The 16,982-nt window shown below is 64.7% G+C and carries 12 protein-coding genes; 6 read left to right on the forward strand and 6 right to left on the reverse strand.

Translation table 11 applies throughout. The features are described from left to right. Together A5707_RS00330 and rraA are read left to right on the forward strand one after the other, a co-directional pair. On the forward strand, positions 1-575 hold a 575-nt coding region (locus A5707_RS00330; RefSeq protein WP_419866369.1), incomplete at its 5' end, for a hypothetical protein. Positions 576-577: 2 nt separating this feature from the next. Then, complete coding sequence (rraA, locus tag A5707_RS00335) at positions 578-1,072, forward strand: ribonuclease E activity regulator RraA (protein ID WP_065012546.1); 495 nt, start codon at positions 578-580, stop codon at positions 1,070-1,072. A gap of 5 nt (positions 1,073-1,077) precedes the next feature. Here rraA and A5707_RS00340 read toward each other — a convergent pair whose 3' ends face one another. Next, positions 1,078-2,553: a flavin-containing monooxygenase gene (locus A5707_RS00340; RefSeq protein WP_065012547.1), complete on the reverse strand. Its 1,476-nt coding sequence runs from the start codon at positions 2,551-2,553 to the stop codon at positions 1,078-1,080. Between the two features lie 76 nt (positions 2,554-2,629). Here A5707_RS00340 and A5707_RS00345 point away from each other — a divergent pair, with 76 nt between their 5' ends. Continuing rightward, positions 2,630-3,271, forward strand: a complete 642-nt coding sequence (locus tag A5707_RS00345) for a TetR/AcrR family transcriptional regulator (protein ID WP_065012567.1) — start codon at positions 2,630-2,632, stop codon at positions 3,269-3,271. Between the two features lie 26 nt (positions 3,272-3,297). Next, positions 3,298-4,518: a DNA polymerase IV gene (gene dinB, locus A5707_RS00350; protein ID WP_065012566.1), complete on the forward strand. Its 1,221-nt coding sequence runs from the start codon at positions 3,298-3,300 to the stop codon at positions 4,516-4,518. A 6-nt stretch (positions 4,519-4,524) separates the two neighbouring features. Here the strand turns inward: dinB and A5707_RS00355 are convergent, their stop codons facing one another. After that, positions 4,525-5,025 (reverse strand): EspA/EspE family type VII secretion system effector, encoded by a 501-nt coding sequence (locus A5707_RS00355; RefSeq protein WP_065012568.1) that lies wholly within the window; start codon positions 5,023-5,025, stop codon positions 4,525-4,527. Positions 5,026-5,266: 241 nt separating this feature from the next. Between A5707_RS00355 and A5707_RS00360 the strand changes: the two genes are divergently transcribed. Continuing rightward, positions 5,267-6,751 (forward strand): hypothetical protein, encoded by a 1,485-nt coding sequence (locus tag A5707_RS00360; protein ID WP_156657378.1) that lies wholly within the window; start codon positions 5,267-5,269, stop codon positions 6,749-6,751. Between the two features lie 6 nt (positions 6,752-6,757). Here A5707_RS00360 and A5707_RS00365 read toward each other — a convergent pair whose 3' ends face one another. Then, on the reverse strand, positions 6,758-7,762 hold the full coding sequence (locus A5707_RS00365; protein WP_065012548.1) for a PHP domain-containing protein: 1,005 nt from the start codon (positions 7,760-7,762) through the stop codon (positions 6,758-6,760). A 108-nt stretch (positions 7,763-7,870) separates the two neighbouring features. Here A5707_RS00365 and A5707_RS00370 point away from each other — a divergent pair, with 108 nt between their 5' ends. Continuing rightward, the gene (locus A5707_RS00370; protein ID WP_065012549.1) at positions 7,871-8,719 is read left to right on the forward strand and encodes an LLM class F420-dependent oxidoreductase; all 849 of its coding nucleotides are present in this window, start codon (positions 7,871-7,873) and stop codon (positions 8,717-8,719) included. Between the two features lie 29 nt (positions 8,720-8,748). On the opposite strand, the gene A5707_RS00375 is transcribed toward A5707_RS00370, so the two are convergent. From A5707_RS00375 to gltB, 3 genes are all read right to left on the reverse strand, one after another. Further along, positions 8,749-10,185 (reverse strand): WXG100 family type VII secretion target, encoded by a 1,437-nt coding sequence (locus A5707_RS00375; protein ID WP_065012550.1) that lies wholly within the window; start codon positions 10,183-10,185, stop codon positions 8,749-8,751. 513 nt (positions 10,186-10,698) lie between these two features. Beyond that, positions 10,699-12,165: a glutamate synthase subunit beta gene (locus tag A5707_RS00380; protein WP_065012551.1), complete on the reverse strand. Its 1,467-nt coding sequence runs from the start codon at positions 12,163-12,165 to the stop codon at positions 10,699-10,701. Continuing rightward, on the reverse strand, positions 12,158-16,750 hold the full coding sequence (gene gltB, locus A5707_RS00385; RefSeq protein WP_065012552.1) for a glutamate synthase large subunit: 4,593 nt from the start codon (positions 16,748-16,750) through the stop codon (positions 12,158-12,160). Before gltB ends, A5707_RS00380 begins: the two co-directional genes overlap by 8 nt. Positions 16,751-16,982: the final 232 nt, after the last annotated feature.

Consider the following 16,982-nt stretch of genomic DNA (forward strand, 5'->3'; position numbering starts at 1 on the left):
CATTCGGCGAGGCGCCGGGCTCGCAGGAGCCGGACACCGTAAGCCGTAAGGTCCACGATCCCGCCCCAGCTGCACCGCCCGCTGACTACGCCCCGCCACCCGCGCCGGCCGCCGACAAGGCCCCACCACCCGCGTCGCCCGCCGACAAGGCCCCACGACCTGCGCCGCCCGCCGACAAGGCCCCACCACCTGCGCCGCCCGCCGACAAGGCCCCGGAGAAAGCCGCAAAAAAGGCTGCTGCGAAGAAAGCGCCCGCCAAGGCGGCGAAAAAGCAAGCACCGGCCAAGAAGGCCGCCAAAAAGGCACCAGCCAAGAAAGCGCCAGCCAAAAAGATACCCGCCAAAAAGGCGCAGCCCGGTGAAGCCAAGCGGGCCGACACCAACGGCCAGCTGACTGCTGGCGCCAAAGAAGCCGCGGCGCAGGCGAAGTCGACTGTAGCCGCCGCAAAGAACCCGATGTCCGGGGAGCCAGCTGTGCCGCCGGCCCCTCGTTCGGCCGTTCCGCTGGCGGTAGCTGTCGCGGTCAGCCTGCTGGCGCTGCTGCTGGTTCGCCAACTGCGTCGGCGCGGCAACTGACGGTGAGCGTGACATTTCGGCCCACCGCCGACCTGGTCGACGACATCGGGCCCGATGTCCGCAGCTGCGATACGCAGTTTCGCCAGTTCGGCGGCCGCACGAACTTCGCCGGACCGATCAGCACCGTCCGCTGCTTCGAGGACAACGCGCTGTTGAAGTCGGTGCTCTCCGAACCGGGCGACGGCGGGGTGCTGGTGATTGACGGCGCAGCCTCGGTCCACTGTGCGCTGGTCGGTGACCTGATCGCCGAGTTGGCCCGTTCCAACGGCTGGAGCGGGCTGGTCGTGCACGGCGCTGTTCGGGACGCGTCAGCGCTGCGCGGCATCGACATCGGCGTCAAGGCATTGGGTACCAATCCGCGCAAGAGCAGCAAGAGCGGCAGCGGCGAGCGCGACATCACGGTCGAGTTCGGCGGAGTGCGGTTCGTACCGGGTGACATGGCCTACAGCGACGACGACGGTATCGTCGTCGTCGCTGCGGTGTCGGAGACCGCCTAAGCCTCTTAGGCCGACACCGCCACGGACGCAGGGTGTTTGGTGAACCGCAGTGCTTTCTCGTCCACCCTGCCGTACCGGATCAAGCGCATGTCGAGCAGGTAATTCTGCTTGAGCCGCCAGGGCGCCTGCGAACCCGACTTGGGCAGAAGGTGCATCGAACGCCGGAAGTAGCCCGGGGTGAAGTCCATGAACGGCAACTCGTCGACGCCGGCGCCCGGATGCTGCGGCTCCACGGTGTCAAAGCCCTTGGCGTCCATGTAGTTCAGCAAGCGGCAGACGAACTCGGAAACCAGGTCCGCTTTGAGCGTCCATGAGGCGTTCGTGTATCCGAACGTGATGGCGAAGTTCGGGATGCCCGAGAACATCAGGCCTTTGTACGTCATCAACGAGGTTAAGTCGATGGGCTTACCGTTTCTGGACGGCTGCACTCCGCCCAGCAACTGCATGTTCAAGCCGGTAGCGGTGACAATGATGTCAGCCTCGAGTTCCTCACCGGAATTGAGCTTGATACCCGTCTCGGTGAAGCGGTCGATGGTGTCGGTGACAACGTCGGCCTTACCGTGCCGGATGGCGCGGAAAAAGTCGCCGTCGGGCGCCAGGCAGAGTCGCTCGTCCCAGACTTTGTACCGCGGGCCGAAGTGCTTCTCAACGTCGTAGCCTTCGGGCAAGCGGCGCTGCGCCATCGTCATCAGCAAGTTACGCATGAATTTCGGGAACCAGCGCGACATTTGGTATTGGCCGGTGCTGAAGCCGATCGCCTTCCACCGGTTCACGAAGTGCGCAGCCCTGGCGGGTAGGAACTTGTTGGCCCGCACGGCGATTGGATCCACGCCGGGGAGCGACCCGATGTAGGTCGGCGAGCGCTGCAGCATCGTCACATGTCCGGAACCCGAATTGACCAGGGCCGGAATGAGAGTCACCGCGGTGGCGCCGGAGCCGATCACGACGATCTTCTTGCCCGCATAGTCCAGATCCTCGGGCCAGTGTTGTGGATGGATGATGGTCCCCGCGAAGTCCTCGGAGCCCGGGAACGTCGGGGAGTAGCCCTCGTCGTAGTTGTAGTAGCCGCTGCAGGCGAAGACGAACGATGCGGTGATGCGTTTTTGCTGTCCGTCGTGGTCGACGGTCAGCGTCCACTGATTGTCGGCGTCAGACCAGTCTGCGCCGACGACGCGGTGACGGTATCGGATGTGCTTGTCGATGCCGTTCTCGGTGGCGGCCTCGTTGATGTAGTTCCAAATCGAGGCCCCGTCGGCGATGGACTTGGCCGACCGCCACGGCTTGAACCGGAAGCCGAGGGTGAACATGTCGGAGTCGGATCGGATACCGGGGTACTTGAAGAGGTCCCAGGTGCCGCCGAGATTCTCGCGGCGTTCCAAGATCGCATAACTCTTCGACGGGCAGCGTTCCTGCAGGTGCCAGGCCGCACTGATGCCGGAAATGCCGGCTCCGACGATGACAACGTCGAGGTGTTCGGTCATGGCGCCACGGTATCAACACAGTGTTGAGTGAGTCAACAGACTGTTGAAACTCTCAACACCATGTAAAGTGATCGACGTGGCCACCCCCAGTACTACCCGCGCAGTCCGCGGCCGTCGCTCGACGCGTCCGTCGGGCGACGAGCGTGAGCAGGCCATTCTGGCGACTGCCGTGCGGCTGCTTCAGGAGCGGCCATTCGCCGACATCTCCGTCGATGACCTGGCCAAGGGCGCAGGACTGTCCCGCCCGACCTTTTACTTCTACTTCCGGTCCAAAGAGGCAGTGCTGGTGTCGTTGCTGGAACCGCTGATCGCGCGGGCCGACGCCGAGTTCGACGGCGCTGTGCAGCGACTACCCGCCGACCCGCGTCGGGTCTGGCGCAGCGGCATCAAAGCCTTCTTCACCGCATTCGCGTCGCATCCGGCGGTAGCCCGGGCCGGGACGGATGCGCTGGCCACGAGCGCCGAAATCCGCAGCGTGTGGTCGGGCTTCATGCAGAAGTGGATCGACCAGACCGCGGCGATGATCAAAGCCGAACGAGCGCGCGGCGCGGCTCCGGAGACGATCTCGGCGAGCGATTTGGCGACGTCACTCAACCAGATGAACGAACGCACGATGATGGCGGCGCTGTCCGCCGAGCAGCCCGCGGTCCCCGAAGAGTGCCTGGTCGACACCCTTGCCCACATTTGGGTCAGCAGCATCTACGGGGAACCCAGCTAGCCCGTCGGTGTCGGATGCGAACATATGTGTTCGTGCGGTGCTTGTCCGGTCAAACAGCCGAGATCCTGCACGCCGACCTGGACTCGTTCTACGCATCCGTCGAGCAGCGCGACGATCCGGCGTTGCGTGGCCGGCCGGTGATCGTCGGCGGCGGTGTGGTGCTGGCTGCCAGCTACGAGGCCAAGGCCTACGGCGTGCGCACCGCGATGAGCGGTGCGCAAGCGCGGCGGATGTGCCCGCACGCAGTCGTCGTGCCACCACGGATGCGGGCGTACATGCAGGCCAGCGACGCCGTGTTCGAGGTGTTCCGTGACACCACGCCTCTGGTAGAGCCGATCTCAGTAGACGAGGCGTTCTTGGATGTATCTGGGCTGCACCGGGTTTCGGGCGCGCCGGTGCAGATCGCGGCGCAGCTGCGTGTCGATGTGCGTAATCGGGTTGGGCTGCCGATTACCGTCGGTATCGCCCGGACCAAGTTTTTGGCGAAGGTCGCCAGCCGCGAGGCCAAACCCGACGGATTGCTGCTGGTGCCGCCTGAGCAGGAACTCGCATTTCTGCATCCGTTGCCGATCCGCCGGCTGTGGGGGGTGGGCGCCAAGACCGCCGAGAAACTCCGCGCGCACGGGATCGAAACAGTAGCGGATGTCGCCGAACTCAGCGGCTCCATGTTGGGGTCACTGGTGGGCGAGGCGATGGGCCGCCAGCTGTATGCGCTGTCGCACAACATCGACCGTCGTCGGGTGTCGCCCGGTGTGCGCCGACGGTCGATGGGTGCCCAACGCGCACTTGGGCGCGCTGGCAATTCGATGTCGTCAGGGGAACTCGACGCGGTGGTGATCACTCTGATCGAGCGGATCACCGGTCGCATGCGGGCAGCGGGGCGCACGGGACGAACTGTCGTGCTGCGGCTGCGATTTGACGACTTCGGCCGGGCCACTCGGTCGCACACGTTGCCGTGGGCAACGTCATCGACGTCAGCCGTCCTTGCCGCCGCTCGCGGTCTGGTCGCATCGGCGGCGCCGTTGATCGCCGAGCGCGGACTGACGATGGTGGGATTTGCTGTGTCGGAGATCGACCGCAGCGGTGCCGAGCAATTGATGCTGCCGTTCGCTGCGGGTGGGGTGGGATCGCCGGCCCTCGAAGCAGCCGTCGACCGGGTGCGTAGCCGCTACGGCAGGGCGGCGCTGACTCGCGGTGTTTTGGTCGGCCGCGATCCTGGCCTTGAAATGCCGCATCTGCCCGATTGAGGCGATCTACAGCTGCACAGCTGTCGACACGTCGGGTTCGTCACCCAGCCCGCGGTACTCGTTACCAATGGTGCGGATGCGCGCACCGATCGCGCTGAGATCGCCGTTGGTCTGTTGGACGACGTCGGCCACATCGCCAATCCCTTTGCGCACGATCGGTATTAGCGTCTGCTCACGATCCACGCCGGGCGGCACCGCCGACGCGGCATCGTGCACCCATTGCTTGACCTCATCCAAGTTGCGTCTGCCGGCAGCCACTGCCGCCGCCGAGCGATCAATCTCGGTGCCGAGCCGCTGATCGAGCTCTGCCATTCGCCTCAGCGTCCATCCCTGCTTGCTGTTGGCTTCCGCGTAGGAATCGGCGGTTGTGCCAGTCCACCGCGCGCCCGGCGCGGCCGATTCGACCCGACTTTGCGCCTGTCGCAGGTGATCGCTGCGATCAAATGCAGCACCGTCTTGGGGGGTGCCGTCCCCCAGCGTCGAGCGCGCATGGGACCACGTCACCATGAAGGCATCGAGCGCTCCCACCCCGATACCCCCTTTCTGCGACGTAGACCCGGGATCAGTCTAAGGGGCCGCAGGTCGGGTCCTTGCCGGTATTTTTGCGCAGCCGACCGAGGAGCATTTCAAATCAGCTGGGCCAATGCGCTTTCGCGCCGCCGGCTACACCCCGGGGATACCGCGCAGGGCGCCGCCTCGTTCGATTCGCCGGTAGAAGTACTCAGCGAACACCACGGCGAGACACAGCGTGGATGAAGTCCCCTTGAGCGAAGTGAGTGGAAAAGTTCTAATCATGACGCGGAATAACGCAGTCTCGCCTGCTCCGGAACGGCGCCGTCGATGGCCGATCGTGCTGGTTACCGTCGCTATTGCTACGGTCGTGGTTGTTGCGGCCACGGGCCTAATCGTGTGGTGGCAGCGCGATCCCGACGCCGGCGCTCGCCGTGCCTGGCAACCGCCGACACAGACATTTTTGGCAGCATCGATGCGCGTGCAGCCCGTCCCAGGCTGGCGAACGAGTGTCACCGATCTCGGCTTGCCCCCTTCCGCGCCCGGTGTCCCTGCCCATAGCAGGATCGCCACCGACGACGACCCGTTTCACTCCTTCCCATTCGTCGGAAATTTAGGCGACGACGCATATTTCATCGCCAAAAGCGCAGGCCCACCTGACCCGCAATGGTGGTTGGTCGGTATCGATGTGCGCGATGGGCGCCGTTTGTTCCCGCCGGTGCGACTGTCTGCTGAGATGCCGCGACCCGAGTGTTTCCTCAACGGGCCCGACGCCGTGTTGTGCTTACGGGGCACAGTCAACGACGTCACCGCCTGGGTGATCGACGCTCACACCGGTCACGTGACGTACACCGGCCCGAGCAGCCTTAGAACGTATCCCGCGAAACTCACTGTCCATCAGATTGGCATTTACGCTGTCGCCACGACCGAGAATCAAGGCGTTTACGGTATCGGGTCACACGCCGAGACCACCTGGTTCGTCCCCGGTAGCGGACACGTCGACCAGATGTATCCGCCTCAACGTGACACCGCACCTCGGACGCTCGCCACGCAGGCCGCGGCCGGTCGCGGAGTTGATCGGACGGTGGTTTTCTCACTCAATGATGGCACCGTCATCAAGCCAAAGTTGGCCGATGATGCCGAGCAACAAATGACCGTCCTCTATCCGGGCGGATTCGCCGCGGAAATCCGTGTAGGGCAGGAACTTTCGCGGGTCGAGTTCTTCGATGACACCGGCACGCGGACCAGCCAGAAGAGTATAAAGGGCAGTTTCTTCAACCTCATAGATCAGCCGGACCTGCCGGTCATCTCGTTCATGAATGACTGGGCGGTCTACAGCGTCGACGGTGACAGGTTGCTGAGACTTTCCGGCGACGGACCGGGAGAGCCGCGCCTGATCGGAACCAAGTTCTTCTTTGCGGAGTCCGAAGGCATTGCCGGTTCACACTGGCGGCAATACGATTTGCAAACGGGTGCAGAGGGCAAGTCCTGCGCCTACAACTTGAGCTACTACATCGGCACCGACGGCACAGTGGCCGTGGTCGAAATGGGTAACCCCAACGTCGGGCGCTTGACGGAAGCGTATGACCTGGCGACCTGCGACACCTTGTGGACAGTCAGATCCGCGATCGGATCATTTCGTCAGGTATGGCGGATCAACACCACCTTGGTCCAATTGTCCGACGACGGCACCGAACTCGTGTCTCTGGTCGCGCCGGGCTAGACGTCCCTACGACGCCGACCATGCCAGCAGCTTGTCGACGGGCCAGGTGTTGACGATCCGGTCGACGGGGACGCCGGCATCCAGCGCCCGTTGTGCGCCGTAGCCGAGGAAATCGAGTTGGCCCGGTGCGTGGGCGTCGGTGTCGATACTGAAATCACAACCGATCTCCAATGCGAGACTCAGCAGCCGGCTTGGTGGGTCACGCCGTTCTGGCCGGGAGTTGATCTCCACGGCGGTGCCGTGCTCGCGGCAGGCGGTGAACACCGCCTCGGCGTCGAACTTCGACTCCGGTCGGATGCCGCGGTTGCCGGCGACCAGCCGCCCGGTGCAGTGACCGAGCACGTCGGCATGCTCGTTGGCGACGGCCGCGAGCATTCGGCGGGTCATCGACGGCGAATCCATCGACAGCTTCGAGTGCACACTGGCCACCACGACATCGAGGCGTTCCAGCAGTTCAGGTTCCTGGTCCAGACTGCCGTCGTCGAGGATGTCGACCTCGATACCGGTCAGGATGCGCATCGGCGCGAACTGCTCACGCAGCCCGTCGATGACATCGAGCTGACGGCGCAGACGATCCGGCGACAATCCGTTGGCGATGGTCAGTCGCGGCGAATGGTCGGTCAGCGCGCAGTATTCATGCCCCAGCGCCGCCGCAGTGGCCATCATCTCCTCGATCGGCGCCGAGCCGTCTGACCAGTTCGAATGCAGATGCAGATCACCGCGCAATGCGGCGCGAATGTCGCCTCCGCCGAGGTCTTTTGCACCAGAACGCAATTCGACCAGATAATCGGGTTCGCGTCCTGACCAGGCCTGATCGATCACCTTGGCCGTCTTCGGCCCGATCCCTGGCAGCGACTGCCAGCTATTGGCCTGGCCGTGACGCTCCCGCTCGGCATCGTCAAGCGCCTCGACAATGTCGGCGGCATTGCGGTAGGCCATGACGCGGCGGGGCTCCTCGCGCGCCCGGTCTTTGTAGTAGGCGATCTCACGCAGCGCGGCTACCGGATCCATAACACCAGTGTGCCCCGAGCGGCTACGACGCGAACTGCGCCGCGACGAACTTCCCGCTCGCGCTGGCCAGCCGCGCGGTCACCGGCCCAGGAGGACTACGGTCGGCTCATGCGATTCGCGTTCAAAACATCACCGCAACACACCACCTGGGCACAGATGCTGGCCGTCTGGAAGGCGGCCGACGATATCGACGTTTTCGAATCTGGGTGGACCTTCGACCACTTCTATCCGATCTTCAGCGATGCCACCGGCCCCTGTCTGGAGGGTTGGACGACGTTGACCGCGTTGGCTCAAGCCACGACGCGACTTCGCTTAGGCACTTTGGTCACCGGCATCCACTACCGCCATCCCGCAGTACTGGCCAATATGGCGGCGGCGCTGGACATCATCTCCAACGGCCGGCTCGAGCTGGGCATCGGCGCGGGCTGGAATGAGGAGGAATCCGGCGCCTACGGCATTGAGTTGGGCAGCATCAAAGAGCGCTTCGACCGGTTCGAGGAAGCATGCCAGGTGCTGACCGGTCTGCTCAGCCAGGAGACCACCGACTTCGACGGTCGCTACTACCAACTCAAAGATGCCCGCAACGAACCCAAGGGGCCGCAGCGGCCGCACCCGCCGATCTGCATCGGCGGCAGCGGCGAGAAGCGCACCCTGCGTATTACCGCGCGATACGCCCAGCACTGGAACTTCGTCGGTGGCACACCGGAGGAGTTCGCCCGCAAGCGCGACGTGCTGGCGGCCCACTGCGCAGATATCGGCCGCGACCCCAAAGAGATCATGCTGTCTGCGCACCTGTTCCTCGGTGACGACCGCAACTACGGGCAGGTCATCGAGAATGCGGCCGCGCTGGGCGCTGAAGGTCTCGACCTCGGCATCGTGTACATCGCCCCGCCACACGACCCGGCTGCGCTGGAATCGCTCGCCGAGGCGATCCGCGAATCAGGACTGTGCGGCTAGAACGCCCAACTGCCCGACGCGCCTCCTCACTACGGGGTGACGGTAAATGTGGTGTCGTAAGTTTCCGGGTTGTACGGCATCCCTTTCGGGTTCGTGCAGATACTCACCCGCATGTGCACGACCCATTGGCCGTTCTCGTCGTCGATAAACTCGGTGATGGTCGGCCCATACGGTGAGCCCCATGTGCTGGCACTGTCTTGGATTGGGCCCACGAGTTGTTCTGGTGCCGCGTCGAACAATCCCTCGGGGGTGCGCGCGACCACGCCCTCGACGGGCCCGTTGTCGGTGGCGCCCACCAACAGGTATCCGCCGTCGTTGGGAAGCGCCACGACCTGACTCTCCCGGTTGCCGTTCATGGCGCCGCTGAAAATTTTGTAGGGCTGCCTAGGCAGCAGCGCACCCCAGTCGTGGCTTTTCCCAACAGGCTCCGAGCGCCACATCGCGCGGTTGCCCTCTGGGGTATTCCCGACGACGATCATGCGCCCGCTCTGCGGGTCAAACACGCCGCTGGCCCGACATACACCTTCCAGAGTGAACAAGCGTTGGTCCGGATGGGCGAGATCTACCACGACCCTTTGCGGTACCGGTGAGTCCAGATCTGTTGTGCCGCCGCTGCTTTGGTACGGAACCAGGGTGAAGAACGCGTAAAGCTCGCCGTTGGGGCCCCTTGCGGTGCCGGTGGGAATGGGCCGTTCTAACGGATTTCCATTCGCATCCCGGCCAACTGGCAACGGGTTGTCACCGTCATGTATCCGCGGTATGTGCACGTGCGGAAAGCCCGGTCTGCCATCGGCGGTGACGCCATCGCCGCCCAACCGGATACCGGTGCCCGGGATCGTCACGCCCAAGTCATCGTGTTTCTGTTCAGCGGGAGTGTGCACCGTGGCCGGCCCGTGGATCGTGGGGCCTGCTCCGCCCAGACTGCCCGGTGCGTCGGTGACCTGGCCTGGCAGACCTTTGATGGCGCTCCGCAGGTCGTCGGCGAGCCTGCGGTCTTGCGTGTCGTATTCGGCGAGCAACTTGGCCAACGCCACCGAGTTGGTCGCCGCCAGCTGCCGGAGTTGCATCGCACTGACCGGACTCGATTCGAACAACCGCTGCAGTGGACTGCCGGGCCGCACCGTGACTGTTCCGTGAGGCGCCACCTGCCAGCCTTGTTGCTGGAGTTGCTCGAGGATCCGAAGAGTGCTGGCGCGCGTCACGGCGAGTTGGTCGCCTCCGCTTTGCAGAACTGATCGGAACCGCTGCAGCGTGTCAGCCAGTTGCTGATGCTGCGCCAATGTGCGTTCGACACGCGCCGCGGCCGCCTCCGAGGCCGCTCCCTCCCAGCCGTCACGCAACTGCGTGAGCGCCTGCCGCCCGGCGCTGAGGTGTTCGCGCACGGCTGCCACCGAGGCGCCTACCTGGCCCGCGGCCTGGGTCAGTCGATCGGGGTTTGATGCCTCAACATCGGGAATGTTGACCATGGGTCAGCTCATAGCACGCGGATAGGCGGCAGGCTGGCCGGTTTCGGCCTGCGACGCCAGCGTCATAGTTGGCATCGTAACCGCGTTGCCGTGCCTGCCGGTTTGGTTGCGAAGCGTCACTCGGTTGGCGGCTGAGGATCCGGAACGTTTCGAACTCAGCGCGCTCAGATAACAAGCCGATCAATTTGAGCAAACGGAACTAGAGGGAATCGGTAGTGCGCGCCAACGCCTAAACGCCCAAGCGCAGCAGCTCTTCAGCGGTAATCAGGCGTTCATGCCGAGCTGGGAATTCGCGGCTTTTAACCGGATGCCGAAACCATGACCAGGCGATTCGCCCCACCCGTGACCGGGGTAGTGGGTTGATGTGCACAGTGATCACTCCTGCAGTCGGTCAACTGGACCGTGGCCCACATTATGTGGCACCCACATCGGGTTATTAGACACCTAACATCTGGCAAACAGCGTAAGACGCGCCGAGCAATTTATCAAATGTTGCAGGTGTGCCTAGAGTGACTACCGCTGCGGTGCGGCGGTGGGGGCGATCGGCGCAGGCAACGCAGTTCGGCCCATCAAGTAACGATCGACGGCTGCTGCCGCCGCGCGTCCCTCGGCGATCGCCCAGACGATCAATGACTGGCCCCGCCCCATGTCGCCGGCAACGTAGACCCCGGGTACCGAAGTCTCGAAGTCCTTGCCACGCGCGACGTTACCGCGGTCAGTCAACTCCACGCCCAGATCGGTCAGCAGGCCGGGCTGCTCCGGGCCGACGAACCCCATCGCCAACAGCACCAGATCGGCTTCGATCTCAAAATCGCTGCCCTCGGTTTTGACGAACTTGCCGTCGGCCATGGTCACCTCGTGGACCTTCAGCGCGGTGACCTGACCGTCTCGGCCGACGAACTCCTCGGTGTTGACCGAGAACATCCGCTCGCCGCCCTCTTCATGCGCCGATGAGATCCGGAACATCAGCTCGTACATCGGCCACGGCGTGGACTCGGCGCGGGTCTGCGGCGGGCGGGGCATGATCTCGAACTGGTGCACAGTCACCGCGCCCTGACGGTGCACGGTGCCCAGGCAGTCGGCTCCAGTGTCGCCGCCACCGATGATGATGACCTTCTTGCCCTTGGCGGTGATGGGCGGCTCGCCGTCGGGCCCGAGCACGTCGTCGCCCTCTTGGACGCGGTTGGCCCAGGGCAGAAACTCCATCGCCTGGTGAATACCGTCGAGTTCGCGGCCCGGGATGGGCAGATCGCGCGCGACAGTGGCGCCACCGGCCAGCACCACCGCATCGAAGTCGGCGCGCAGCTGCTCAGCACTGATGTCGGCGCCGACGTTGACTCCCGCACGGAATTCGGTGCCCTCGGCGCTCATCTGCTCCAGTCGGCGATCCAGGTACCGCTTTTCCATCTTGAATTCGGGAATGCCGTAACGCAGTAGCCCGCCGATGCGGTCAGCGCGCTCGAAAACGGTGACGCTGTGTCCCGCCCGGGTCAACTGTTGGGCGGCGGCCAGCCCGGCCGGACCCGACCCGACCACCGCAACCGTCTTGCCGGTCAGCTGCTGCGGCGGTAGCGGAACCACCCAGCCTTCGTCGAAGGCGTTCTCGATGATGTCCAGCTCGATCTGCTTGATGGTCACCGGATCTTGGTTGATGCCCAGCACGCATGATGATTCACACGGCGCCGGGCAGAGCCGGCCGGTGAAGTCGGGGAAGTTGTTGGTGGCATGCAGGCGTTCGATCGCATCGCGCCAGCGGCCGGTGCGGACCAGGTCGTTCCACTCCGGGATCAGGTTGCCCAGCGGACAACCGTTGTGGCAGAAGGGAATGCCACAGTCCATGCAACGCGTGGCCTGCTCTTGCAGGGTCTCGTGTGGGAAGTCTTCGTAGACTTCCTTCCAGTCGCGCAGGCGCAGGTCCACCGGTCGCCGCTTCGGGGTCTCGCGGTGGGTGTACTTCAGAAAGCCCCTCGGATCAGCCATGAGCTGCCGCCATCACTGCCTCGTCGACGTCGGTGCCGTCGCGTTCGGCTTCGGCGATCGCCTCCAGTACTCGCTTGTAGTCGCGGGGCATCACCTTGACGAAGCAGCGCTGCTCGCCTGCCCAGTCGCCGAGGATGCGCTGGCCGACCGCGGAGTCGGTCGCGTCGACGTGCGCCTGGATGATGCCGTGCAGCCAGTCGAGATCCTCGTCGTCGAGGGCCTCCAACTCCACCATCTCGGTGTTGAGGTGGGAGGGGAACACCGCGTCGGGGTCATACACATAAGCCACGCCGCCGGACATCCCGGCCGCGAAGTTGCGGCCGGTGCGGCCCAGGATGACCACTTTGCCGCCGGTCATGTACTCGCAGCCATGATCGCCGACTCCCTCGACCACCGCGTAGGCGCCGGAGTTACGCACGGCGAATCGTTCGCCCACCACACCGCGCAGAAACGCCTCGCCGCTGGTGGCGCCGAACAGGATGACGTTGCCGCCGATGATGTTGTCTTCGGCGGCATAGCCTTCCGGCGAATTGTCAGACGGCCGCACCACGATCCGTCCCCCGGACAGCCCCTTGCCGACATAGTCGTTGGCATCGCCGTAGACCCGCAGCGTGATGCCTTTGGGCACAAACGCACCGAAGCTGTTGCCGGCCGAGCCGTCGAACGTGATGTCGATGGTGCCGTCCGGCAACCCCTGGCCGCCATAAGCTTTCGTCACTTCGTGGCCGAGCATGGTGCCCACCGTGCGGTTGACGTTGCTGATCGTCGTGGAGAAGCGAACGGGTGAACCAGAATCCAGTGCCTCGCGGCTCATCACGATCAACTGCTGGTCCAGCGCCTTGTCCAAACCGTGGTCCTGGCTGGAACTGCAGTACAGGTCCTGGTTCATAAACGCCGACTCCGGCTCGTGCAGCACCGGCGTCAGGTCGAGCTTGTGGGCCTTCCAGTGTGCCCGCGCCAGCGTGGTGTCCAGGGCGCCCACTTGGCCGACAGCCTCGTTGAGCGTGCGAAAGCCCAGCGCTGCCATGTATTCGCGGACTTCTTCGGCGATGAACAGGAAGAAGTTCTCGACGAATTCGGGCTTGCCGGTGAACCGCTGCCGCAGTACCGGGTTTTGGGTGGCCACGCCGACAGGGCAGGTGTCGAGGTGGCACACCCGCATCATGATGCAGCCGGACACCACCAGGGGGGCGGTGGCAAAACCGAACTCCTCGCCGCCAAGCAGCGCGGCGATCATCACGTCGCGGCCGGTCTTGAGCTGACCGTCCACCTGGACGACGATGCGGTCACGTAACCCGTTGAGCAGCAACGTCTGCTGGGTTTCGGCCAACCCCAGCTCCCACGGCGCGCCGGCGTGCTTCATCGACGTCAGAGGAGTGGCGCCGGTGCCGCCGTCGTGCCCGGAGATCAACACCACATCGGCGTGCGCCTTCGACACGCCGGCGGCGACTGTGCCGACTCCGTTCTCGGAGACCAGCTTGACGTGGATCCGCGCCGACGGGTTGGCGTTCTTGAGGTCGTGGATCAGTTGCGCCAGGTCCTCGATGGAGTAGATGTCGTGATGCGGCGGGGGTGAAATCAGCCCGACCCCGGGCGTGGAGTGGCGTACTTCGGCAATCCAGGGGTACACCTTGCCGCCCGGAAGCTGCCCGCCCTCACCGGGTTTCGCCCCTTGCGCCATCTTGATCTGAATGTCGCTGCAGTTCGTCAGGTAGTGCGAAGTGACGCCGAATCGCGCGGAGGCGACCTGTTTGATCGCACTGCGGCGCCAGTCACCGTTGGGGTCGCGGTCGAAGCGGCCGATGTGCTCGCCACCCTCGCCTGAATTCGACCGGCCGCCCAGCCGGTTCATGGCGACAGCCAGTGTCTCGTGCGCTTCGGCGGAGATGGATCCGTAACTCATTGCGCCCGTTGCGAACCGCTTGACAATCTCGGTGGCCGGTTCCACCTCGTCCAGCGGAACGGGCGGCCGGAATCCATCGCGGAATTTCAGCAGCCCGCGCAGGGACGCCATCCGCTCGCTCTGGTCGTCGACCAGACGGGTGTATTCCTTGAAGATCTTGTACTGCCCGGTGCGGGTGGAGTGCTGCAGCTTGAAAACGGTGTCCGGGTTGAACAGGTGGTACTCGCCTTCACGGCGCCACTGATATTCGCCGCCCACTTCGAGCTCGCGGTGCGCTCGTTCGTCGGGCCGGTCGAGGAACGCCAGCGCGTGGCGGGTGGCGACGTCCGCGGCGATGTCGTCGAGCGTGATGCCGCCGGTGGGGCAGGTCAGCCCGGTGAAGTATTCGTCGAGCAGGTCCTCGGAAACACCGACAGCCTGGAACAATTGCGCGCCGGTGTAGGACGCTAGCGTTGAGATGCCCATCTTGGACATCACTTTCAGGACGCCCTTGCCTGCGGCCTTGATGTAGTTCTGCAGCGCCTTCTCGAGCTCGATCCCGGTGATGGCACCGCGGTCGAGCATGTCCGCGATCGACTCGAATGCCATGTAGGGGTTGATCGCTGCGGCACCGAATCCGACCAGGGCGGCCATGTGGTGCACCTCGCGGGCGTCGCCAGACTCCACTACCAGCCCGACCTTGGTGCGGGACCGCTCCCGCACCAGATGGTGATGCACCGCTGAGACCGCCAGCAGCGACGGGATCGGGGCCATTTCCTGGTCGGACTCGCGGTCGGACAAGATAATGATCCGCGCACCGTCGGCGATCGCCGCCGAGGTCTGCGACCGTACGTCGTCGAGCGCGGCCTTCAGACCCGCGCCGCCCTCGTTGACCGGGTACAGGCAGCGAATCACTGTGGACCGCAGGCCATGCCGCCGCCCATTGACCTCGACGTCGGGATCGAGGTTGATCAGCTTGGCCAACTCGTGGTTGCGCAGGATGGGCTGGGACAACACGATCTGGCGGCAGGAGTCTTCGGTGGGGTTGAGCAGGTCACCCTCCGGCCCCAGGGCCCCGTGCAGGCTGGTCACCACCTCCTCGCGGATGGCGTCCAGCGGCGGGTTGGTCACCTGGGCGAACAGCTGCTGGAAGTAGTCGAACAGCATCCGCGGCCGCTCTGAGAGCACCGCGACCGGGGTGTCGGTGCCCATCGATCCGAGCGGCTCGGCGCCGGTGCGCACCATCGGGGCCACCAGCAGGTTGAGCTCCTCGTAGGTGTAACCGAAAACCAGCTGCCGCAACACCACCCGGTGGTGCGGCATCTGCACGTAGTTGCCCTGCGGCAACTCCTCCAACGGGATCAGCCCCTTGTCGAGCCACTCCTGATACGGATGTTCGGCGGCCAGTTCTGCCTTGATCTCCTCGTCGGAGACGATGCGGCCCTGCGCGGTGTCGACCAGGAACATCCGGCCCGGCTGCAGCCGCATCCGGCGCACCACCGTCGACGGGTCGAGATCGAGCACACCGGCCTCTGAGGCCATCACGACCAGACCTTCGTCGGTGACCCAGATTCGAGATGGCCGTAAGCCGTTGCGGTCGAGCACCGCGCCGATGATGGTCCCGTCGGTGAACGTCATCGACGCCGGGCCGTCCCACGGCTCCATCAGCGAGGAGTGGTAGGCGTAGAAGGCTCGTCGGGCCGGATCCATCGACTCGTGGCGCTCCCACGCCTCGGGGATCATCATCAGCACCGCGTGCGCCAAGCTGCGACCGCCCAGGTGTAGCAGTTCGAGCACCTCGTCGAAGCGGGCGGTGTCGGAGGCGCCGGGCGTGCAGATCGGGAACAACTTGTCGGCGCTGTCCAGGTCGCCCGGCTCCCCGAAGACGTCCGTGCGGATCAGCGCCTCTCTGGCGCGCATCCAGTTCTCGTTGCCGGTGACGGTGTTGATCTCTCCGTTGTGGGCGATACGCCGGAACGGATGGGCCAGCGGCCAGGACGGGAAAGTATTGGTGGAGAACCGCGAGTGCACGATGCCCAGCGCACTGGTCAGCCGATCGTCTTGCAGGTCGAGATAGAACGCCTTGAGCTGGGGCGTGGTCAGCATGCCCTTGTACACAAAGGTCTGGCCGGAAAGGCTTGCGAAATAAACCGTTTCGCGTCCAGGGCCGTCCTGCCCGGGGCCCTTGGTGCCAAGTTCGTGTTCGGCGCGCTTTCGGATCACGTAGGCGCGCCGCTCCAACTCCATCCCGGAGGCGCCCGCGACGAACAGCTGCCGGAAGGTGGGCATGGCGTCGCGGGACAGGGCGCCCAGCGAGGAATCGTCGGTAGGTACGTCGCGCCAGCCGAGCACCTTTAATCCCTCGGAGGCCACGATCTTCTCCACCGCGGCGCAGGCGGCCGCAGCGTCCTTGGACGACTGCGGCAAAAACGCGATACCGGTGGCGTAGCTGCCCGCGGCCGGCAATTCGAAGTCGACGATCGCACGCAGGAAGTCGTCGGGAACTTGAATCAGGATGCCCGCGCCGTCACCGCTGTGCGGTTCGGCACCCGCGGCACCGCGGTGCTCGAGATTGAGCAGCGCGGTGATCGCCTTTTCCACGATGTCGCGGCTGCGGCGGCCGTGCATGTCGACGACCATCGCCACCCCGCACGAGTCGTGCTCGAAAGCGGGGTTGTACAGCCCGACGCGGTTGGGCGCCATTCTTACCTGACCCTTCACCAAGAACTTTCTGCGCGGCATTCATGAGTAGCCCCGGCGGCGCGGCCCCTATGAAGGCGGCTGAGCCTGTCGGCCCTTGTCGATATCCGGCACGCCAAGCGGCGAAGACCCGGAGCAGGGGAATGCGTCCGTGCAGCGCTGAACGGTGGCCCTGTACCCAGTTCTCGACAAGTCGTAAAACGATATGACAAAAACCGCCTGACATGCCAACTTG

The organism is Mycobacterium kyorinense, from assembly GCF_001672775.1.
In the GTDB taxonomy this organism is placed as follows: Bacteria; Actinomycetota; Actinomycetes; order Mycobacteriales; family Mycobacteriaceae; genus Mycobacterium; species Mycobacterium kyorinense_A.

Excerpts from the sequence above, each read along its gene's own strand:
- A5707_RS00370 (WP_065012549.1), top strand. The coding sequence starts at position 7,871 with ATGCGATTCGCGTTCAAAACATCACCGCAACACACCACCTGGGCACAG.
- A5707_RS00380 (WP_065012551.1), bottom strand. The coding sequence starts at position 12,165 with ATGGCTGATCCGAGGGGCTTTCTGAAGTACACCCACCGCGAGACCCCG.
- gltB (WP_065012552.1), bottom strand. The coding sequence starts at position 16,750 with ATGGCGCCCAACCGCGTCGGGCTGTACAACCCCGCTTTCGAGCACGAC.
- A5707_RS00340 (WP_065012547.1), bottom strand. The coding sequence starts at position 2,553 with ATGACCGAACACCTCGACGTTGTCATCGTCGGAGCCGGCATTTCCGGC.
- A5707_RS00365 (WP_065012548.1), bottom strand. The coding sequence starts at position 7,762 with ATGGATCCGGTAGCCGCGCTGCGTGAGATCGCCTACTACAAAGACCGG.
- A5707_RS00375 (WP_065012550.1), bottom strand. The coding sequence starts at position 10,185 with ATGGTCAACATTCCCGATGTTGAGGCATCAAACCCCGATCGACTGACC.
- A5707_RS00355 (WP_065012568.1), bottom strand. The coding sequence starts at position 5,025 with ATGGTGACGTGGTCCCATGCGCGCTCGACGCTGGGGGACGGCACCCCC.